A 20,805-nucleotide genomic window follows, 5' to 3' on the forward strand; every position below is an offset into this window, starting at 1 on the left:
AGCGGGCGCTTCCGTGCCGAGAGTCTAGGCCCGCTGTACAGTCCATCCCATTTGTTCCAGAACCGTTATAGCTTCGCTCGTATGTTCACGCACAACAGCGCACGCTTGAATTTTCTCCCATTCGGTGAGGTTCTTCTTGAGGATAACTTCGGTGCCGGACTGACACTGTGCGCCGAACTCATTGATAAGGAACAGAAGAACGTCTTCTAGACAGGGGCGGAACCTTTTGGAACCGAGAGGAATATGGAGTTCTGAAACGGGCGGTGTTCTCCCCTCGAGAGTCTTTCGTTTTTGAGCACGAAGTGAAGCGCCACCATCGAGCATTGCATGTGTCCAAGCATCGCGGTGTGCGTGGATTTGGATATGTGAGCATGGGATATCTTTTGACCGAGGTTCACGCACATAGTCCCATCGGATCAAGGGTTCGTTTTTCTGTGAATGTATACGGAGGATGAAGCTGGATTTGGCTACGGTTAGATAGTTCCACGGGTGAGATAAGAAGAGGCTGTAGTCCACGCCAAGGTAGACATTCATGTGGCTCAGGCGGATGCAGATATTTCCCTGCATCCGCCTGATATCTTCCCGCGACAGCTTCGCGTCGTCGACAATAAGCTGAAATTCTGGATCGAAGAGCCTGCCAATGCGTGTGATCTGCTCGGAGAAGTTCTGGACGTTCTCACCGAGAGCTGCTGGTTCACACAAGTTCGTGCGCTTTCTCGCTGTCCTTCTGGTACATTTCGGCGAACCATTCGAGGGCCTCGAATTCGGGGCGTAAGGCGGCTTCTTTGTCGTTCATCCAGTAGTTTTCGGCGCGCTCGTTGTAATCTTCGCGGGTTGTGCGTAGCTCGTCCAAAATGGCGTTCTGGCGGGCAAGGACCTGTTCAAGACTGGTGTAGCTTCCTCGGATAATCATGGGGCACCTCCTTTGCTGGACGGATGCAGAACCTTTTCAAGCTCCGCATTCTCCAGCCTAGGCGAGCATACGAGTTTTGCATATACCCTACGGAATTTTCGTGCACGCCCGCGCCGCCGGGCCGGGGAGGTTACCGCTCGGAGCTGAGCCTATCTGCGCGGCTGAGGGCGTAGCGGGCTAGCGCCGTCGTCGTTCCAACCCAGAGAAGCGCGTACACGATATCCGCAGCCGCCGGTGCGCGCATCCACTGCACGTGATACGTGAGTGGGTTGCAGCGCGCGATGACCTGGAGGTACGTGGGCGCGGAGCTGAGCTCGTAGAACAGTGGGGCGGAGAGGACCACCGGCAGCGTGGTGAACGTGGCGAGCATATCGCGCGCCGCGTAGCTGTTCACCAGGGCGCCCACCGCCGCTCCGAGGCTCACCCAGCCCCACACAACCAGGAGGGCAATGAACGTTCCCGAAAGGAGCGCGGTGGCGTTTACGCTGGTTCCGCCCGCGAACGATAGACCCAGGTAAGCGAGCGTGACCGCGGCGACTTGCACGAGGAACACCAGGGAAATCACCGCGAAAATCGAGGCGAGATACGTCCACACCTTCCCGCCCTGCATCATGAAAATCGCGTAGACGCCCCACTTTCTGTCATTGGCGACGTCGGAAGAGGTGTAGCCGAAAGCGCGGAACGTGAGCAGGCAGACGATGCCCGTGAAGGCGTAGCTGAGGTAATTCCCGCTCTGGGTGCTGCCGAGCATTCCGGAAATGCCGACAACTAGAAAAACGAAATAAGCCAGTGGTTCGACGATGCGGCCGAGGTAAACGCCGCGCCAATTCCACAGGGAAGCAATATGGTACTTAGTGAGAATAAGTGATTTTTTCATGGGCGCGGGGTTCCTTCTTCTGCTTCTGTGGCTGCAGCGGCTTCCGGATTCATGGGTGATTCGAGGGCCTCGAATGCCTTGAGGGCTTCCCACAGGTCGGTGCTGGCGGGGCAATGGGCCATGAACCGCGTGGCCGGCATATCGGCAATAATGCGACCGCCGCGCAGAGCGATAACCCGGGTGCAGTACTCGGAAAACTTCGAGGTTTCGTGCGTGCTAACCAGCACGGTTCGCCCTTCCTCCACCCGAGAGCGCAGGTAGCTGAACACGGTGTCGATGCCGGCGGGATCCAGGCCGGTGGTTGGCTCGTCGAGAATCATGAGGCTGGGGTTGCCGATAATTGCGCGGGCGATTTGGGTGCGGCGCAATTCCCCGCCGGAGAGAGTTTCCGCGGTGCGGTCAAGGAGCTGCGAGAGGCCCAAAACCTCCGCAATTCCCTCAATATCGGCGCGGCGATGCCAACGGCCCACCCGCAGGTCGAGACCCAAAAGAATATTCTGGGTGACGGTGAGGGACCAGTCGATGATTTCGCGCTGCGGGCACCAGCCGATAGCGCTTTCAGCCACGGAGTTGGTGACCGTGCCGTGGGTGGGCGTGATAAGCCCGCCCAGAATATCGAAGAGCGTGGATTTTCCCGCTCCGTTATGGCCGATAACGGCAACCAGTTCACCCGGGTGCAGGGAAAGGTTAACGCCGGTCAGGGCCGGTGTTGATTTCTTTGGGTAGATTTTTTCTACCCCGATAGCTTCGAGGATAGGGGTATCCATGAACGCTTACCTCCAAAATATGCAAAGACTGCCTTGGTGAATGTGCATACCGGAGAGGCCGAGCTCGCAGGGTACCCAAACGGAGCGTCTCGGTTAGCTACCGAGACGCCGTGTATGACTAGAGCGCAGCCTCGCCGGAAGGGGAAGGCTTAGCGTCGGGCACGTACCACGGATACTCCGTTTTCTATCAGTTGTTTATGATGCTTTCGTTAAGTGTAGCTTGGCTTAGTCCACCGAACCCGCCGCGTCTACCAGCGCTTTTTCGAGCTCAATCGTATTGGTGATTGCGGTGAGTGGCTGGTAGCCGGTGCTCGCGGTGCCGTTGATAATAATCGCGGGGGTGCCGCGCAACCCCAGGGTTTCTAGCCCCAGGGATTCCTGGGCGGCAATGAAGCTGGTGGTTTCCGCGCTGTCACGCGCGGCCCGGAAAGCCTCTACGTCCAAGCCCAGCTGAGTGGCGTAAGCATCGAGGTTCTCATCGGAGAACATCGACGGTGCTTTGTCAGGGTCGTGGCCGGCGGCAGCTGCGCCGTCGAAAAGAAGAGAAGAATACTCCCAGAACTTGCCCTGCAATCCGGCCGCGTGTGCGGCGGCGGCTGCGCGATCACTGGACACGGTGTCTTTGAAGATCGGCACCTGCACGTACGCGAGGTAAATATCGCCCTTTTTGGCCAGCTCCAGGAGCTGCGGTACGGATTCGGCGTGGAGTTTATTGCAGAAACTGCAAGCGTAATCAGAGTAGATCGTGACGTGCACGGGGGCCTTCGGGTCCCCGGCGGTTTGCCCGGAGGCAGTTTCCAGCTGAGGCAGGGCCTGGAGCTGGGTGCGAATCTCATCGGGCTGGGTGGGAATGTAATCCTGACCGGCAACCCAGCCACGCTCCGTGGCGAGCTGGGTGTAGCGCGTCTCAACGGGTCCGGGCGTGGTATTCGGGAGGGATCCAGGCCCGCCCTGGCCCGGAGCGTCTTGCCCCGCGCCGCCTGCACCGGGAGTGGCCGGCGCGGTAGCTGTTGCGGTGGGATGCGGCGCGGCGCTGCCCCCGAAACGCCCGTTGGACGAACCGAGGGTGAGCAGCACCGCGAAAACCACCAGGGCAATAATCGCCAGCACGGTGATCATCACCCAGAATCCGCGGCTGCTGGGATGCTGTTCTTCTTCCCCAGCAGGCGCGGGAGGTGTGGAAGGCGGCCACGCCGGGGCGGCGGGATCCGAACCCGCCGCTGCGGGCGTACCGTACTGACCCTGGAACCCAGATTGGCCGCGATCCACGGAGTCAGGAGTTCCCTGGCTCATTATTCCTCCACCCAGCGCTCAATCGTGCGCACGAAATGTTCCGCATCTTCATCAGCGAAGATATCAAAGACCACCAGATTCACATTCGAGCGCGGATTCTGGTGCAGCCATTGCGCCACGGTATCCAGCGCGATCCGCGTGGCTTCCGCGAAGGGGAAATGCGAATGGCCGGTGGCCAGCGAGCAGAAGGATACCGAAGTAATATCGCCCTTTTCCGAAGCCAGGTCGAGGCAGCGGGTGTAGCAGCTGGCCAGCGCCGCGCGATCCGCATCGGTGACTTCACCTTCCACCGTGGGCGGCAGGGTGTGGAGCACGTAGCGCGCCGGCAGGCGATACCCGCGGGTGAGCGCCGCTTCGCCCGGTTCCAGTTCGCGATCAGACATCGAGTACAGCGTGGCGCAGTCATTGCGCAGCCACGGGCCGGCCTGGCCGTGAATGGCCTGGTCAATGGAGGGCTTATTGTAATCGCGGTAGCCCAGCAGGTTGGGGCGCGCCCCGTTGACCACCGCGTCCACCACGAGTTCCCGCGCATCCCCGCGCCAAATCACGGTCTTATCCCGGGCCGGGTATTCGGATTCCGGCATCATGTCAGAAATACGAGCCAGGTGGCGGGCCTCGGTGCGCCCCAGGTACCCGGACAGCCGGTAGAGCAGCACGTCAATTGCGCGCGAGACCTCCTCGCTGACTTCTTCAGGATCGCGCTGGATGAGGCGGTGGTTGAGTTCGGTGAAGAGCTCCCGGTCGGTCATTTTCGCCAGGTTACCTTCCAGGCCGCCGAAGGCAACCTCAAAAAGTTCCCGGTCGGTGCGCTTCGAGGCGGCGGGCGCGGGCCACTCGTCGTCGAGCTTCAGGGCGTCGCGATATTCAGCTAGGTTGAGCATTATTCTCCTTATTCTGGGTCCGAACAGGGTTCCCTAGTACAAGGGTACCGGGCAGGAGCGGTTTTCGTGTGCGTATGCACAGGGCTCGTGGCCGCGTGCGCCCGCGCCTGCTCCTGTGGATAACTTCGCGGTATCCCCGGGAATGCGTGGCCGCGCCGCCCGGCACGCTAACCTAAAGCTATGACAACCTGGTTAACAACCGCTGAATTGGCCGAACGTTGCGGCACGGATACCTTCACTGCCCTCGCCGTCCTCGAACTTTTAGGTTTGGCCGACGGCGCCGCACCCTCCCCACTCGCTTCCCGCCACGGTTTAGCTGATGTGGGGCGCGAAAGCGGGGCGCTGTGGCACGCGGATTCCGAGCGCTTGCTGCGCGCGGTTGTGGATACGGATGCGAGCGGTATTGGTGCCGTGGAGGCTGTGGATAACGAGGTGCAGGGTTTGTTGCCGCTCGCGGGCGTGGATGACGATGAGCTTGGGGGGTACGACGCCGCCGCAGCCACTCCCGCTCCGGCCCTGGCGGCCGGGGGCGGTATCCCGGTTGGCAGCCCACGCCCGGGTTTTGCCGCGGTGCTTGCTACCGATGGGGCATGTTCGGGGAATCCGGGGCCGGGCGGCTGGGCCTGGGTGGAGCAGCTCAGCGGGGCGCGGAACAGCGGAGGCGCGGCCCGCACCACGAATAATATTATGGAGCTGACGGCGCTTATCGAGGGTTTGGAATATGTGGCGGCCCAGCACGGCCCCCAGGCGCCGCTGCTTATTCGTGCTGATTCGCAGTACGTCATTAATGTGATGACGAAGTGGGCGCGCGGTTGGCGCGCGAAGGGCTGGAAGAAGGCGGACGGCAAACCGGTGAAGAACCGCGATCTCGTCGAGCGCCTCCTTAATCTTTACGAGGCCCGCACCGGCCGCACCGAAGTGGAGTGGGTCAAGGGCCACGCCGGCGATGCCGCCAACGAGCTGGTGGACTCCCTCGCCGTCGCCCGCTCCCGCGAGTTTTCCCGCCGCTAGCCCACTCTTGTCGAGCACATACATCTCCACTATTCTGTAGGTACGATAATCGTATTATGCACTTACACTATGTGGTTTTTGTAAGTATGAAACGGTGGGGAGTTATGTCTGCAAGTACGTTAACTATTCGGATTGACAGTGCCCTGAAGGACGCTGTCGCGAAGGTTGTTGAGCGTTACGGATTAGATTTGTCATCCGTTGTGCGTGCCTTCTTTACGGAAATGGTCTACACCAATTCCATTCCTATTTCTTTTGACTATCAGCGGCCCAATGAGGAAAGTCTTCGGGCTATTAGGGAAACTGAGGAAATGATCGCGTCCGGCAACGGTAAGAGCTACTCAACTAGTCGTGACCTGATTGAAGCGGCTCTGTCGTAATGAAGCGTTTGGAGGCGAAGTTTACTTCCGCTTTCAGTCGTGACGTGAAGAAAAGGGTACTGAAACAACGTCGGGACCTAAAAGAACTCGAAGCTGTAATTGACCTGATTTTGGATAATACTCAGGAATCCACCGAGGCTTTGAAACGTCGGCATCGGATGCATAGGCTCTCTGGTGAGTGGGACGGAAGTAATGAGTGCCATGTCGCCAATGCGGGCGACTGGCTTGTTATTTGGAAGACTGTTGGGGGAGTGGCTTACTTTCAGCGAACAGGCTCGCACAATGATTTATTTCGCAAATAAGTGAAAGTGCCTAGATTCCTAGAATCCAGGATTCTGGTTTTCGCAAATCAAATTTGCTAGGCTGTACATCACCAAGACCGGTTCCGCTGCTCCCCGGAGCAGTCCAGGGCCGGTCCTCGTTTTCTCCGCTGAACGTGGAGGCGCAGGAGCGCTTTGGCTCCACGGCTGATAACGTTCAAAGCTCGAGTGAATGAAGGTTCAACGGATGGCCCGCAACAGGATGCAAATCTACGCACTATTTTGGCCGGATTTCTGTTCTGGGCTTGCACTACAAGATCCCGATGGTCCGCAATTTGCATCCTGAGGCATTCCCCGGCGCCCGGCCTTCCCGGCCGGTGGGGGCAGGTCGTTTTTCTGAGATGTACTACGGATGTCGTACATGCGAAGTACACCTCGGACAACACATACCACCTCCCCAGGTGCTGGTGTGATTGCTGAGGTTCGTGAGAATCCCGCTCCCTTCCGCCCGCGCCCACCAACCACCCCGCGCACCAACACCCTCATCTCCAGTAGAATCCCTCCATGACTATCGGCCCGATTGCGAAGAAGATCCCCACCGAACGCACTTTCCACGGCGATACTTACGTGGATAACTACGAGTGGCTGCGCGATAAATCCGATCCGGATGTCCGCGCGCTCCTCGACGCTGAAAACGCCTATTTCCGGGAGCAAACCGCGGGGCTTGGCGATCTACGCGATAACCTCGTGGCCGAATTCAAGGCGCGCACCAAGGAAGCTGACCGCGCTCTTCCTTACCGGGTGGGAGACTGGTGGTACTACCGGCGCACTTTCCAGGACCGGCAGTATCCGGCGATGTTCCGCACCCCCGCGCGCGGCACCACCCGCCCGGATCTCAACACGTCCTTCCCGGAATTCCCGGTGTGGGACGGCAACGAGCTCGCGCTCGGGGAAGAATTCTTCCTCTGCGGCGGATTCATGCCCTCCCCGGACGGCAAGCTCGGCGCCATGAGCGTGGATTTCACCGGCGATGAGCATTTCACCCTGCGTATTTTCGATATCGAAACCGGCCAGATCGTGGACGATTCGGTGCGCGATATCGGCTACGGCCTGGCCTGGACGGCCGATTCCAGCGCGGTCGCATATTCTCGCGTGGATGATTCCTGGCGCCAGTGGCAGGTCAACCTCCATCGCATCGGCGATTTCAACGATACGGTCCTCTTCCAAGAAAACGACGAGCGTTTCTCCGTCGACCACGAACAATCCCGCAACGGCAAGTGGATTATTATCCGTTCCGCCTCGGTGACCTCTTCGGATGTGCGGTTCATTTCCACGGAAAATATTGAGCAGCGCGTCAAGATCCTCGACCGCCGCGAGGGCCTGGAATACACCGCCGAACCGGCCGGCGACCAGGTCCTTATCGTCCACAACGCCAACCGCCCTGATTTCGAGGTGGCTTCCGCGCCGCTGCGCACCTCCACCCCGGAAGAGTGGGATCCTGTTTTCGTGCCCGAGGAAGGCGAGCGCGTCGATTACGTGGAGGCCTACGCCGGCCACGCCGTTATTTCAATGCGCTCCGAAGGCCAAACGCAGCTGCGGGTCATGCGCCGGGAGCGTCCACTTTCTGCCGCCAGTGCTATCGGTTCGACGCCGCCCGCAGCGGTCACCTCCGTTGCCGCGTCCGTTTCCGGGAACGACGACGCCGCCACCGCGGCGCCCACCCAACCGGCGGCGGTAACGCCGGCCGCGGCGCCCACCCACCACGGCTGGTGCGCCCCGGTGGCCATCCCCACCGGCGAGGGCAGCTTCGTGGAAACCTATCCGGAGGGCAATTGGTTCACCTCCCGGGTGGTCTTCACCGAGCAGTCCATCCTGGAGCCGCCCACCCAGAAGGCATTCGACCCGCGCACCGGCGATATTGAGGTCCTGCGCACCCTCGATATTCCCGGCTACGATCCTTCGCTCTACACCCAGGACGCGGTGTGGGTGACCGCTCGCGATGGCGTGGGGATCCCACTCACAGTGGTGCGCCGCGCCGATATCCACCCGGACGGCACCAACCCCGGCTACCTCTACGGTTACGGCAGTTACGAAGTGTCGAATGAGCCCTATTTCTCCATTTACCGCCTGAGCTTGCTGGATCGCGGTGTCGTGATCGGGTGGTCGCATATCCGCGGCGGCGGTGAACTGGGGCGCCGGTGGTACGACGACGGCAAACTCCTCCGCAAGAAAAACACATTTAACGATTTCGTGGACTCGGCGCGGTGGCTTATCGACTCCGGCTGGGTGGCACCTGATCGCCTCGTGGCGGAAGGCGGCAGCGCCGGTGGTTTGCTCATCGGTGCGGCGATCAACCAGGCCCCCGAACTTTTCCGAGCCGTGCATGCCGCGGTGCCTTTCGTGGATGCGCTGACCACGATCCTCAAACCGGAACTCCCGCTGACGGTGGGCGAATGGGAAGAATGGGGCAACCCGGTGGTCTCCCCGGAGGTATACGCCTATATGAAGGAGTACAGCCCGGTGGAGAATGTGCGCGAAGGCGTGGAGTATCCGGCGGTGTTGGCCACCACGTCCCTCAACGATATTCGGGTGCTCTACGTGGAGCCCACGAAGTGGGTCCAGGTGCTGCGTGAAAAAACCAAGCCCAGCCCGGAGCGCCCCATTCTGGAGCGCATCGAAATGGTTGCCGGGCACGCCGGGAAAACCGGGCGCTATGACGCCTGGAGGGAGCGTGCCGAAGAGGTAGCGTGGATGCTCGACCAGATCGGCGCTACCGAGGTGTACTAAGCGCGCCGCGCGCCGCGCCGCACGTCCGCCGCGCAACGCGAGCGGCCCGGCCCCGTTACGGCAACGGGGCCGGGCCATGACGGGCGATCGCGCCGGTTAACTAATCCCTGCTTCGGCCAGCGCCGCGGACCACGAACCAAAGCGCTGGCGAATCGCGGCCCCGGAGGGATAGGTGCCCTGGTTACCCGAATCGGCCAGCCACTCCACATACCCGTTGTAGCTGACGTTCTTGCCATTGCGCCGCGCCGCGATAGCGTGGCTGCGCAAGGCATCCACATAATCCTGGGTGGTGAATTTCAAAGCACCGCGCTTGCGCCCGCTACTCACCGCCAGCCCGACCGCCTGGAGCGCTTCGTTCCAATATCCGGAGAAACGCTTGATCACGGTTTGCGAGGTGGGCGGCCAGGTGAGTTTTCCGCGCCCGGATTCCGCTCCTGTTAGTTCCGTGACGGCTAGGCGTTCGGCGTCGTACTGCTTTGCCGTGAGGGTGAGCTGCGGATCGGCCGCAATCGCGCTGTGGGCCCGGGCAATGCACGCGAGCACCTCGTCCGCGTCCAGCGCGGAATCCCCGAGCGCCCTGCGCACATCCGCAACCATCTCCGCGTCAAGTGGGGCGACGGGCGCCGCGGCGTCGTCGCCCTCAGTGGTGTGAACACGGCCGAAAACGTAAAGAATCGCGGCCTCGAGGGCGAGGTGCGAGAAACGCGGCGGCAAGCTGCGAGCGCGTGCGCCGCCCGTGGCGGTGCCGTGCCACGGCGAAGTCTCCGCCAGGCGCGCGAGGGTGGCCGTGACCGCGCGGGCGGAAAGGTCGGCGGCCTCGTCGATACCGATGTGATAGTCGATCCCGGCCTGCGGGCCGCATAGATCCGAGGCGGAGCGGATCGTGAGGAAGGGAATCCCCGCGAGCGCGGCGGTATGCGCGGCGGCGGTCGATTCCATATCGGTGAGCAGGGCGTCCGGGAAACGGGTGCGGGTATCTTCCACGTTCGCGGCCGTGACGAAAGCGTCGGAGGAGAGGACTTCGCCGCGCCGCGCATTGTCCGGGACCGCGGCGAGGAGGGCGGCGTCGCCTTCGAAGAATTCGGGTGCGCCGGGAACTTGCCCCGGTGCGTAGCCGAAGACGGTTGCGTCCGCGCGGCCGTAGCGGTAGCGGGTTCCGGCGACGACGTCGCCCACCCGGATATCAGCAGCCAGGCCGCCGGCGGACCCGGCCGAAATGATGACCTCGGGGCGGTAGCGTGACAGTGCCCAGCCGAGCGCGCTCGCGGTGGCGACCAGGCCGATGCCGGTGCGCAGGCAAAGCATCGGGCCGAGGTTGGTGGGTACGTTCACGCCGGATGCCCCGCGTAGCTCGGTGGGGAAGATGGACTGGAGGGATTCGGCGGTGGCCGGGGTGGTGGCGCAGAAAGGTTCGGCGCGTAGGGCGGCGAGGACCGGCACGATTTCTTCGTCTTGAGCTGCGATGATGAGGGCGCGCAGCCGGGTGCCGCCGGGGGCGAGGGAGCGGGCGCGGCTCACTTGGCCATCACCTGTTCCCAGGTCGCGCGCCCGGAGAGCATGGCGGCTACCGCTTCCTGGGCGGCCTTGAGGTTATGGTTGGCTCCCCAGCCGCATTGGACTTCGTTCGCGGCCGGGACTTCGGTGGCGGCTAGGATGTCTCGGAAAGTTTGTTCCACTAGTTCGCAGGTGCCGGGTACGTCCGGTTCGGCGGCGAGCAGCAGGTAGAAGCCGGTTTGGCAGCCCATCGGGGAAAAATCGATCACGGCATCGCTGTGATTGCGCGAGTATTCGGCGAAGGAATGTTCGATGGAGTGGATGACCGGCATGGTCAGGTGCTCTTTATTGGGTTGGCAGAAGCGGATGTCGTATTTGGTGAGGACGTCGCAGTGCGGCAGGTGTTTGATATCGGCAACCCGCACGTAGGGTGCGGAAACTTTCCGGTGGTCGAGGTTGAAGGACTCGACGTTCATATGCGGCACGGCTCTTCCCTTCTTTGGAACGCTACTTGTGTGGGCCGGGGTGGGGCCGTGTGTACGGGTCCCGCGCGGGCCTGGCGGATCTTCGCTGGGCTCTGCTGGGCCTGGCTGGTCCGCCCGGCGTGTTACAAACAACGGCTATTGTATCCAGCTTTGGAAAGTGCGGCGAAGTGGTCTCAGATTCCCAGGAAAATTCCAGCCTTGGTGCATGGTATTTTAGGGAAGCTCCGGTTATATAGAACATGTCAGCGGAAAGCAACGGGAGGCGTGGACCCGTTCCGCTGCCGGGAGACTGGTTATCTCCTGGGGACAGGCTCAGTCGCAGCCAAGATGAACCCGGATGGTTCCCATTCCATCCTCGGTTCTAGCGCGAGAGTCTTGAGAAGGCCGGGGGAGCGTGGACCCCCGGCCTTCGCCATGTCTGCCGCGGGCTGGCTCAGTCCGGCAGGATAACGCGAACGTGGGCGCTAGCCGGATTCCGTTCCGCTTCGGGGAAGAGCGCAAGGGCATCACGCACCAAATCCGGAATATCCTCCGGGTTTTGGCTTTGGGTAAAGAGCCCGGGAACTTCGTCCACCTCGACTACCCACCAGCCGTCCTCGGGGGTAGCGCGTGCAGTGTATGCGCTCATGATTCATTCTCAGCAGCAACGATTTCTTTCAACCGCGCCTCGCCGGCCGGGTTACCTTCCAGCACCAGGTAGGAGTCGAAGCGCTTGGTCGGGGTTTCGGGGACCAGCTGGGCGGCCTCGCGGCGGTTGCCGCCTAAAATGGCGAACTCGTTTCCATCCAGTGCGCACAGAATATCGGTGGCTGCGGCCGGCGTGGTTTCCGCGGGCTCCCCGATCCAGTAGGAGCGCCCGCGTTCGCCCGCCGAGGCCTTCGCGTCGCTGCCCGCCGCCGCATCCGCCCGGTTATCCGCAATAAAGGAGGCGTAGGGGAAGTACGTGATCGAGTCCGGCCCGCGCAGCGAACACCCGGCGATCCGGGTATCCGCCGTGAATACACGCCCGGCCAGCTCGCCGGACATCCCGGCCTCCCGCGCCTTTTCTGCTGTTGCGAGCGCTTCCAGCTCGGCGTTTTTCGGTTGCACGACGACGCTGCCATCGGCCAGCGTGTACTCGACCTGATCCTGGACCCACGCGCTTCCGTTCCACGTGAAACGCCCACGCACGCTGGCCTGCCCGCCAAAACTATCCAGCGGCGCCCAGCTCAGGGAAATCTGGTCCGCTTGCATATCCACGACGTCGATTCGGGGAGCGTGCGCGCTGCCGTGCCGGTAATCCTCGGGCATGATCTGGGCGATAGGCTGGTTGGCGCCGTCGTACCACGCGAAGGTGACCGACGGAGTTTCCGGCGCAGCTTCGGCCCCAGTGCGGCGGATACTGCTCGTAAAAATCACGCCGCGCACGGGCACCCCGCCCAGGGTGGTGGCGCCCAGATCGTCCATGCGGATTTCGAAGAGGTTTGTGCTCGGGGTGGCGCCGGTGGCTCCCGTGGTGACGGGTGTGCGCGCGGGGGTGCCGCGCTCGGTGTCGTGGAGGAGTGCGGTGCCCTTGGTGAATGGCACGGTGACCTGGGCGGGTTCTTTGCCGGGGTAGGTGCCATCGCCGTCGCGGACCGCTCGCGCCAGGTAATCGGGGAGTGCCAGGTTTGAGCTGGCCAGGGCCGCGAATTCGGGAGCCGGTGCAGCGGTGGCGGTGCCGCTCGAACCACCGGCGCCGCTGGCGCTCGCGGCCGGTGCGCTGGAATCGGGTGACGCGGCCGAACCGTCAGAATTCGTGCATCCGGCGAGCGTGAGCGCGAAGGCGCTCGCGAGGGCCAGGGCTGAGGGAACGAATCGTTTCATGGGTTCTCCTTCGCGGATCGGCGGGCGTGGTGCCAGGATTGTGCAACACTGCACAGCTGTTATTCTACGGGTAGATAGCACGGATACATTCGGGGTGCGCAATGAAAACAATGACGTCTTCAGAGTCGCTGAAGAACTACGCGAACGTTTTGCAGTCCGTGGTTGATGATTGTGAACCGGTGATTATCACCCGGAACGGCCAGGAACCTGCGGTTATTCTCTCGCTGGACGAATACACCTCCCTGCGCGAAACGGTCTACCTCATGCGCTCGCCGCGCAATGCTCGGCGTTTGCTTGATGCGATGGAGCGGATTGAGGCGGGCGGAGGGAGTGAGCATCCACTCTCCGAGGTTGCCGAGTAGTTCGGCGCCTACTCCACCTCAAAATCCCCAACCTTCACCGTGGACTGCCCGGACGAACACGAATTCATCTGCTCCCCGTGGGAAACGGAATACACGCTGGTGCCCGTATACCCCACCGCAAGATTGAGGTCCCACACCGTCCGCTCCGGGCACACAATCCCGGGATTGATGGTGTCCACTTCCATGGCGATCCGCTCGTCTGGCTCAAGTACCACATCCGCCCCGGTCGCGCTGTTCGCCGGCGCCGGCTCGGTGAACATATTCCCGTTGGCGCTGATGGGTGTCACCTCGAGCTGTGCCGGAATGAAACACGGCACTTTACCGGTGTTTTCCACGCGCAGTACGTAATACCTATGCCCGGCCGCACCGTCACTATCGCCCAGGGTGGTGTCCATTTCTGCGGGCGCGCAGCGGGAGGGTGAATCCGCGCTCGCGGGGGCACTTGCGGGTGTGTTCACGGCGTCCGGCGGTGCGGATTGCGTGGCGCTGCCCGAACATGCGCTGAATACCAGCGCCGCGGCACAGGTTACGGTTACAAGCACCAAACGTTTCATGGTTGCCTCCTTCATGTGTGCGTGTGTACCAGCGTAGTTTTTAGGTACGACGCCGCAGCAGCGGGGCGCCACCCGGCCTACGAGCGAACCCTCACCACGCCAGTCTATGACTTGAAAGTAATCTGCGCCACAAAATGGATTGGTGTGGGTTGGTGTGGCATGGGCCAGAAGGCCCGGCCGTTAGTTAAATGAGTAATAACGCGGAACTGTGTAAATAATGGCAATTAACCAATAATCCGCTTATTTACGGGCATTGTGGGGTGGAGTGGCGAAAATGCGGTGGCATTCCCGAGAAAATCCCAGAAAATTCCAAGCCGAATCTAGCTTTTCTGCCATTAACTGTTCCCCGTAAAATCGTGGCCCTGGCAAAGGGTGCCACTCTCACTTAGATGTATATTCCTTGAAAGGATAACGATGAGGTCCCAGACTCACCGCGTCGTAGCTACCGCTCTCACCGCCGGGGTAGCCGTTGCACTTGTTCCGGCTGGCGCTGCGCAGGCCCAGCCGGTTTCCGGAGCGGGCGAGGTTCCTGTGGCCGATGCCGCGCGCCCCGCGCTGAGCGTGGAGGAAGCCGAACAGAACGTAGCCGCGGCGCAGGTTGAAGTCCAGAATCGCCAGGCGGAACTCGAGCGGGCTGCCAAGAAAAATTCCACCGCGCAAGATGACCTCAAGAAGGCGGAAAAGGCCGCGGCTGCAGCTGCTACTGCCACCCAAGAAGCCGCAGATAAACTCAGCGCGGCTCAGAAAGAGCGCGATGCCGCGCAGCGCGCCGCTGATGAAGTGAAAGAAGCGGGTGAGGCAGCCAAGAATCAGTTGCAGGGAGCCAGCGCTCAGGCGCAGGATTCCACCGAGCGAGCGGCTGCCGCGAAAACCAAGCATGATGAAGCGTCCGCCGAGCTGGAGCGGGCAACGGAGAAACTCGGTGAGCAAAAGAAGCTGGCACAGCAGAAGGCCGCGGGTGTAGAAGCTGCCAGCCAGGCACTAACGCAGGCTGAGGAAGTTGAAGCTGCCGCCAAAGCGGATGAGAAGCGCCTGGAGCGGGAAGTCAAGGATCTCGCGGATGCGGAAAAGGCCGCCCAAACGAAGCTTGACGAAGCGCGGGAGAAGCTGAGCAAGGCCGAAGCGGAGCGTGATGAGGCGCTCAAGAATGACAAGGCCAAGGTTGATACCGAAACCGGCGCGGTCAATAAGGCCAAGCAGCTCGCCGAGCAGAAGGCTGCGGAGCGGGATGCCAAGCAGCAAGAAGCGCAGCGTGTTGAGAAAGAACAGCAGGTTGCTGAGGCGAAGCTGCAGGATGCTCTGAAGGCTCATAAGGGCGCGAATGCCGCAGTTGAAAAAGCAAATCAGGACGAAGCACGACTCGCTGGGGAACTTGAGCAGCTAAAGAATGATCTCGACCAGAAGAAAGCGGCTGCAGAAAAGCTCAAGACTCCGATGGATAATGCCGAAAAGGCTCTCAATGAGGCGAAAAATAAGGAAGCAGCTAAACGACAAGACATCAAGAAGGTTGAGCTGGCGCTTACAACCGCTCCGCCCCAGGCGAAGAAAACCTTGCAAGACCGTCTCGCAGAGCATCGAGCCGAGCTGAAAAAGCTGGAAGCTACGGTGGCTGAAAAGCAGAAGGGCTACACCGAGGCGAAGAACGCCTACGATGCCTTGGCTGCTCAGCGCGATGCCGCAATTAATACACACAAGGCAAAGGAGGCGGAGCATGATGCCTCCGTCGTCGAAAAGAATAATGCTGCGCAAAAACTGAATGATGCCCAGCAAGCGACTACGGATCTCACCGCAGAAGTAAACCGCAAGAAGGCGGATGCTATCCAAGCTAAACTTGCCGTGCAGCAGGCGGGTACCGCGGCTGACCAGGCTCACAAGGAGCTGCAAAAAGCGCAGCAGAAACTAACCGAGGCGAACGCTGCGCTGGAGAAAGCCAAGGCTGCCCAAGCAGAAAAGGTAACGGCTGCGCAGAGCACACATGATGCCGAGCGTGAGAAGCACGCCGAAGCGGCTAAGAAACTCGCGGATCTCAAGGGGCGGGTGGAGAAGCTGAAGCCGGGCTGGGCTGAAGCGGAAAAGAAGCTCGCCGCGGCGAAGTCAGACGTGAGCGCCGCGCGCGAGGCGGCTCTCCAGGCAACGAAGGATATGCGCGCCGCGGAGGTGAAGCTGGAAGCCGCGCGGGAAGCTGAGAAGGAAAGCGCTCGCAACCTGGATAATGCGAAGAAGGCTGCCGCGCAGCAGCAAGCTCAGCTAGAGCGCCTGATTGCCGAAGCGCAGAAGTACGACGAGCGCGCGGAGCACCTGCAGCAGGCGGCCGAGGCGGCTCGGCTCGCCGCTGAAAAGACGGAGCAGGCCCGGGCCGCGCATGAGAAAGCCACTCAGGCGGTCACCGTGGCGCGCGAAGCAGCGCAGCAAGCACAGTCCGCGCAGGCCGAAGCGCAGAAAAAGCTCGGCGCGGCAACTGTCGCCTTGCATGCCGCCGAACAGCAACTCACCTTGGCCCGCCAGCAGACCCCGGCCCCGAAGCCTGATGCGCCCAAGCCGCCCGCCCCGAAACCGGACGCTCCGGGCGTGAAGCCGGCTCCGCAACCGGAACAACCGCACCAGCCTGATCAGCCGGGAACGAAGCCGGGCACGCCCGAGGTCAAGCCGGACGCCCCCAGTCCCAAGCCCGGGACGCCGGAAGTGAAGCCCGACCAGCCGGAGGTAAAACCGGACGTCACGCCGGAAGTGAAGCCGGAGACGAAACCCGATACCAAGCCGAGCACCCCGGCGCAGCCCGAATCTCCCACGGCTCCTACGGCTCCCACGGCGAAGCCCGCGGCGCCTCAGGCACAGCCGCAAGCTCCCGTCGCACCGGCTGTGCGCCCGGATATGTCCGCCCACGCCAAGGCTCCCGCGAAACCGGCCCTGGCCGCCTCCGGTAGCGAAGCTCTCGGTTCCATCGGCGCGGCCACCGTCTTGCTTCTTGCTGGCGGGGCGGTAGTCATGGGCCGTTCCCGTGCCCGGCACGCTGCGAAATAACCGAAATAACACAGCGCTGCGCGCGGTCGAAGGAGCGCTGCCCCGCAATGGCAGACACGGGGCAGCGCTCCTGAGAAAATCCCAGTTAATTCCGAGACGAATCTGGAATTTCTCGCATTAGCTTATATCCATCAAGTCCTGGAGCTGACAAAACGTCAGTCCCGCCCAGATGCATATTCCCCGAAAGGACAATCATGAGGACCCACACTCACCGCGCCCTCGCCGCCGCCCTCACCGCTGGGGTCGCCGTTGCGCTGCTACCGGCCGGTGCCGCCGTGGCGCAGCCCGTACAGAATAACGACGACGCCCGCGCGGCTACCGCCGCGCGACCCGCACCTAGCCTTGCCGAAGCGGAAAAGAATGTGGCAGTCGCCCAAGAAACCGTGTCGGCGCGCCAGGCTGATGTGGATCGACTTACCGCAACCGCAGCTGAAGCGAAAGCAAAGGCCGCCGAAGCGGAATCTGCGGCTAAGAAAACTCAAGCTGGGGTAACGCAGAGCGAAAAGCAACTTGCAGATGCCACGAAAGAAGCGGAAGCTGCGCAGAAAGCAGCGGACACGGTCAGTGAGGCGGGGAAGGCAGCGAAGGGTCAGCTCCCGCAGGCTGCTGAGCAAGCCCGGAATTCCGCAGACCAAGCGGCCGCCGCCCAGATTGCCCACGAGAAAGCGGACGCGAGTGCGCGGAGAGCCACGGACGATGTCACCGCAAAAGAAGCCGAGCTTAAGGAAAAGGTAGCTGCCGTGCAGGCTGCAACCACTGAAGTAACGAAGGCCCGTGAGGTTGATGCCGCTGCCCAGGCGGATAAGGCCCGGCTTGGCGAGGAAGTTAAGCAGCTTGAGCAGCAGGAGGCCGCCGCGCGGAAAGCTTTGACGCAGGCTGAAGCAGAGCTGGAAAAGGCGAGCGCCCAGCGCGATGAGGTCATCAAGACAGAAATGGCGAAGGTCCGCAAAGAATCGGATGCGGTGCGGGCTGCCCAGGCTGAGTACAAAGCGAAGGCCGAGGCTAAAGAGGCTGCTGCCACCGCTGCCGGTAAGGCGCAGGATGCCGAGGTGACCGCTACCGAAGCGGATGAAGCAGCAAAGGAATCTTTAACCAAGGCTAATGCTGCTAAAGCGGATGCTGAGCGTGTGGCTGCGGAGTCGGAAGCGGAGATCAAAAAGCTCGAGCAGTCGGAGGCTCCACTCGCGGAGCAAGTGACTGCGAAAGAAAAGGCCAAGAAAGAGGCAGAGAGCGCGTACGAGGACGCGAAAAAACTCGAGAAAATGAAGCGTGAACAGCTCGAAAATCTCGAGAAAATTAACCCTGCTGATGACGTGAAGGATTTGGTCGAGAAGCAGAGGAAAATCGTTGCGGAGGCCGAGCAAGTCACCGCGCAAAAGCAGCAGAGTCTCCAGGAAGCTAAGTTGGCGCATGAAGAGGCTGTAGAGAACCTGACAACGGCGCGTGAAAACATAAAACTGAAAAAAGCGGTGCATGAGAAGGCTGTGACCGCGAAGGAAGAAGCCGCTCAGAAAGTGCAGCAGGCGCAGGCCACTGTGGAGCAGCGAGCTATTGAACTCGAGGCTGCCAAAGCTACGAACGCTGCTTTTGAGAAGAAAGCGCTGGAGGCAGCCGAGGAAGCCGGTAAAGCCCAAGAGGCACTAACCGCTGCGGAAGCTAAATTGAACGAGGCCACGGCTGCCCAGAAACAGGCGCTTGAGCAAGCTGAATCTCCGGTACGTGAGGCGGAGGGTAAGCGCGATGCGGCGAATAAGACAGCCGTGAGCGCTACGGAGAAGACGGGTGCGCTCAAGGAACGCGTCGCGGAGCTCGAACCCACCTGGAAGCAGGCTACTGAGAGGCTCGCGCAGGCGGAAAAGGATATGACCGCTGCGCAGACCGCCGCGGATGCCGCCAAGGAGGCGGCGGCTCAGGCGAAGGCTGCTGCGGATAAGGCTCGTCAGGCAGCCGCGGAAGCGGTGCGTACCCTCGATACTGCACGTGCGACTGCTGCCCAGAAGCAAGCCGAATTGACTCGACTCGCCGATGCGTCGAATACCTACGATGAGCGCCAGTGGGATGTTCGCCTAGCTACTGAGAAGGTGAAGGCGGCCGAGGCGGAGCTGCGCACAGCTCAGGATGCTCACGGTAAGGCGACTCTCGCGCTTGAGGCGGCTCGTGAAGCGGAGGAATCCGCAATGAAAGCCCAGGCGGAAGCACAGCAGGAACTGACCGCGGCGAACCTCGCCTTGCAGGCGGCTCAGCGGGATCTGGAACTGGCGCGTCAGCAGGCCCAGACGCCGGAGGGGAAGCCAGGGCAGGCGCCCGATACGCCGTCGTCGCCCCAACCGACCGGCAAGCCCGCGGCGAAGCATTCCGCGGCAGGGAATAAAACAACTACCGCAAAGCGAGCGGTGGCGAAGAACGTAACTCCCACCCAGAAGCTTCCCGAGACCGGAAGCGATATGAGCGGCGCTATTGGTGCGGCAACGCTTCTTATGCTCGCCGGCGGTGCGGTTGTTCTCGGTCGTTCTCGCGCGCGGCATGCGGTGAAGTAAGGACGTGTAGGCATTAGGTGGCAGCGCGTGATGCCACGTGTTGCGAATAGGTGCCCCGCTCGGCCAGTATCGGTTCTGGCTCCGAGCGGGGCACCTTGTTTTCACAGGTGTACTTCGATTGTGTTACGGATGCAGTACAGCTCGAAACTTATATATGCCCTCGCGCCAGGCTCAGCGTGGCCCGCGCTGCATTCAGTTGGCGTCGCCGCACAAACAAACGCGCAGAATACCACCACTGCCCCGCACCTCAGTCACCACGTTCACCTGGTATTCCACCATGCGCCCCGCCTTTGAATCCGCGCGGTTGCTTGTCTACCATTGTCACGCGGCGTTTCGGCGCCGCGCAGTTTTATCTATTCGAGAAGAAAACGAAAAGAGAAGGAAGTCATGCCACGCACTAGTTTTGGCAGCGCCGGCCACGGCGCATCCACCACCGCCCGCACCTCGCTCGCGAAGTGCGCCGCCGCCATGGGAGCCTTGGCGATTCTCGCGGGGATGATGGGGGCATGCACCAAGAGTAGTGATGAGGCTGCAGCCACCTCCGCTCCCGCGGCCAGCTCCGCAGCCCCGGCTGCTAGCTCCGCCGTCGTCACTCCCGGCGCTTCGGAAACCCCTCCGGAAAAGCTCCCGGCAGTCATCCCGAACCCGGCCCACCCGCAAAGCGCAACCGAACTTCTGAGCACCCTCACAATTGCCGAATCGTCCACCACCGATAAGGCCGATCCGGCGAAGTTCGGCCCCGACGCTGCCGGGCTGAACGAAGACGAATGTAACGTCTACACGGACATTCTGCGCCGCGACCTCGTCAACGTGGGTGTGCAGCCGGGCACCTCCGGCTGCGGTATCGCTTACGGCACCCTGGTGGATAGCTACACCGGAAACATGGTTGATTACGCGCGCCCGGATGCCGGCACCAAGACCGTGGTGGTGGACCGCATCGTCAGCCTCGATAACGCCTGGGCTTCGGGTGCCAACCAGTTCACGGACGAGCAGCGCGCCGCTTTCGCCAGCGACCCGCGCAATATGCAGGCCGTGTCCGCGGACCAGGCCAAAGAGAAGGCCGGGCGTTCCGCCGCCGAATGGGTCCCCGCGAACAAGAACTTCACCTGCCAGTACGTGGCGCGGCAAATCGGCGTGAAGGCCACCTACGGGCTGACCGTCACCCAGGCCGAACACGATGCTTTCGCCCAGTACTTGCAGACCTGCCCGAACCAGTTGGTTCCCGGCTGGGAAGGCCCTGCGGGCAAGTAGCCTGCGGGCCAGTAGCCGATAGGCACGTAGCCACATAGGCAACTAGCCACATAGCCATATTGGCGCGGCACAAAAGTGGCCGGGGGCGCG

General features: G+C 61.8%; 19 protein-coding genes. 8 read left to right on the plus strand and 11 right to left on the minus strand.

Going from position 1 to position 20,805, the window contains the following annotated elements; all coding sequences use genetic code 11:
* Positions 1-24 precede the first annotated feature (24 nt).
* The 6 genes from ACRQEG_RS03185 to ACRQEG_RS03210 form a co-directional block, all read right to left on the minus strand.
* Complete coding sequence (locus ACRQEG_RS03185) at positions 25-702, minus strand: hypothetical protein (RefSeq protein ID WP_394531864.1); 678 nt, start codon at positions 700-702, stop codon at positions 25-27.
* On the minus strand, positions 695-913 hold the full coding sequence (locus tag ACRQEG_RS03190; RefSeq protein WP_284895020.1) for a hypothetical protein: 219 nt from the start codon (positions 911-913) through the stop codon (positions 695-697). Before ACRQEG_RS03190 ends, ACRQEG_RS03185 begins: the two co-directional genes overlap by 8 nt.
* Positions 914-1,043: 130 nt before the next feature.
* Positions 1,044-1,790, minus strand: a complete 747-nt coding sequence (locus tag ACRQEG_RS03195; RefSeq protein WP_284895021.1) for an ABC transporter permease — start codon at positions 1,788-1,790, stop codon at positions 1,044-1,046.
* The gene (locus tag ACRQEG_RS03200; RefSeq protein WP_284895022.1) at positions 1,787-2,557 is read right to left on the minus strand and encodes an ABC transporter ATP-binding protein; all 771 of its coding nucleotides are present in this window, start codon (positions 2,555-2,557) and stop codon (positions 1,787-1,789) included. The genes ACRQEG_RS03195 and ACRQEG_RS03200 overlap by 4 nt, the downstream gene beginning before the upstream one ends.
* Before the next feature lie 225 nt (positions 2,558-2,782).
* A complete protein-coding gene (locus ACRQEG_RS03205) occupies positions 2,783-3,850 on the minus strand; it encodes a DsbA family protein (RefSeq protein WP_284895023.1) in 1,068 nt (355 codons plus the stop codon).
* Positions 3,850-4,731, minus strand: coding sequence for a macro domain-containing protein (locus ACRQEG_RS03210; protein ID WP_284895024.1), 882 nt, complete (start codon positions 4,729-4,731; stop codon positions 3,850-3,852). The genes ACRQEG_RS03205 and ACRQEG_RS03210 overlap by 1 nt, the downstream gene beginning before the upstream one ends.
* A gap of 180 nt (positions 4,732-4,911) precedes the next feature.
* On the opposite strand from ACRQEG_RS03210, the gene ACRQEG_RS03215 reads away from it, so the two are divergent.
* The 4 genes from ACRQEG_RS03215 to ACRQEG_RS03230 all read left to right on the plus strand — a co-directional run bounded on the left by ACRQEG_RS03215 (position 4,912) and on the right by ACRQEG_RS03230 (position 9,166).
* A complete protein-coding gene (locus tag ACRQEG_RS03215; protein WP_284895025.1) occupies positions 4,912-5,742 on the plus strand; it encodes a ribonuclease H family protein in 831 nt (276 codons plus the stop codon).
* Positions 5,743-5,846: 104 nt separating this feature from the next.
* Positions 5,847-6,119, plus strand: a complete 273-nt coding sequence (locus ACRQEG_RS03220) for a type II toxin-antitoxin system RelB/DinJ family antitoxin (protein WP_284895026.1) — start codon at positions 5,847-5,849, stop codon at positions 6,117-6,119.
* Positions 6,119-6,421, plus strand: coding sequence for a type II toxin-antitoxin system YafQ family toxin (locus ACRQEG_RS03225; protein WP_284895027.1), 303 nt, complete (start codon positions 6,119-6,121; stop codon positions 6,419-6,421). Before ACRQEG_RS03220 ends, ACRQEG_RS03225 begins: the two co-directional genes overlap by 1 nt.
* 522 nt (positions 6,422-6,943) lie before the next feature.
* Entirely contained in the window at positions 6,944-9,166 is a 2,223-nt protein-coding gene (locus ACRQEG_RS03230) for a S9 family peptidase (RefSeq protein WP_016442104.1), read from the plus strand.
* Between the two features lie 96 nt (positions 9,167-9,262).
* Here the strand turns inward: ACRQEG_RS03230 and mtnN are convergent, their stop codons facing one another.
* The 4 genes from mtnN to ACRQEG_RS03250 all read right to left on the minus strand — a co-directional run bounded on the left by mtnN (position 9,263) and on the right by ACRQEG_RS03250 (position 12,990).
* Entirely contained in the window at positions 9,263-10,684 is a 1,422-nt protein-coding gene (gene mtnN, locus ACRQEG_RS03235; protein WP_016442105.1) for a 5'-methylthioadenosine/S-adenosylhomocysteine nucleosidase, read from the minus strand.
* Positions 10,681-11,136, minus strand: coding sequence for an S-ribosylhomocysteine lyase (locus tag ACRQEG_RS03240; RefSeq protein WP_039898539.1), 456 nt, complete (start codon positions 11,134-11,136; stop codon positions 10,681-10,683). Before ACRQEG_RS03240 ends, mtnN begins: the two co-directional genes overlap by 4 nt.
* A gap of 442 nt (positions 11,137-11,578) precedes the next feature.
* Positions 11,579-11,773: a type II toxin-antitoxin system HicB family antitoxin gene (locus ACRQEG_RS03245; protein ID WP_016442107.1), complete on the minus strand. Its 195-nt coding sequence runs from the start codon at positions 11,771-11,773 to the stop codon at positions 11,579-11,581.
* Positions 11,770-12,990 carry a hypothetical protein gene (locus tag ACRQEG_RS03250; protein WP_016442108.1) on the minus strand — a complete coding sequence of 407 codons (1,221 nt, stop codon included), beginning with the start codon at positions 12,988-12,990 and terminating at the stop codon, positions 11,770-11,772. The genes ACRQEG_RS03245 and ACRQEG_RS03250 overlap by 4 nt, the downstream gene beginning before the upstream one ends.
* Before the next feature lie 110 nt (positions 12,991-13,100).
* Between ACRQEG_RS03250 and ACRQEG_RS03255 the strand changes: the two genes are divergently transcribed.
* Entirely contained in the window at positions 13,101-13,352 is a 252-nt protein-coding gene (locus ACRQEG_RS03255; protein ID WP_231366651.1) for a type II toxin-antitoxin system Phd/YefM family antitoxin, read from the plus strand.
* A gap of 8 nt (positions 13,353-13,360) precedes the next feature.
* On the opposite strand, the gene ACRQEG_RS03260 is transcribed toward ACRQEG_RS03255, so the two are convergent.
* The gene (locus ACRQEG_RS03260) at positions 13,361-13,906 is read right to left on the minus strand and encodes a DUF4232 domain-containing protein (protein ID WP_016442110.1); all 546 of its coding nucleotides are present in this window, start codon (positions 13,904-13,906) and stop codon (positions 13,361-13,363) included.
* Positions 13,907-14,320: 414 nt separating this feature from the next.
* On the opposite strand from ACRQEG_RS03260, the gene ACRQEG_RS03265 reads away from it, so the two are divergent.
* The 3 genes from ACRQEG_RS03265 to ACRQEG_RS03275 all read left to right on the plus strand — a co-directional run bounded on the left by ACRQEG_RS03265 (position 14,321) and on the right by ACRQEG_RS03275 (position 20,715).
* Entirely contained in the window at positions 14,321-16,927 is a 2,607-nt protein-coding gene (locus tag ACRQEG_RS03265) for a hypothetical protein (RefSeq protein WP_016442111.1), read from the plus strand.
* 194 nt (positions 16,928-17,121) lie between these two features.
* Positions 17,122-19,464, plus strand: a complete 2,343-nt coding sequence (locus ACRQEG_RS03270) for an LPXTG cell wall anchor domain-containing protein (RefSeq protein WP_016442112.1) — start codon at positions 17,122-17,124, stop codon at positions 19,462-19,464.
* A 387-nt stretch (positions 19,465-19,851) separates the two neighbouring features.
* A complete protein-coding gene (locus tag ACRQEG_RS03275; RefSeq protein ID WP_016442113.1) occupies positions 19,852-20,715 on the plus strand; it encodes a GmrSD restriction endonuclease domain-containing protein in 864 nt (287 codons plus the stop codon).
* The last annotated feature ends 90 nt before the right edge of the window (positions 20,716-20,805 follow it).

Origin of the sequence: Actinotignum stranguriae (assembly GCF_051265215.1) — a bacterium.
In the GTDB taxonomy this organism is placed as follows: Bacteria; Actinomycetota; Actinomycetes; order Actinomycetales; family Actinomycetaceae; genus Actinotignum; species Actinotignum schaalii_C.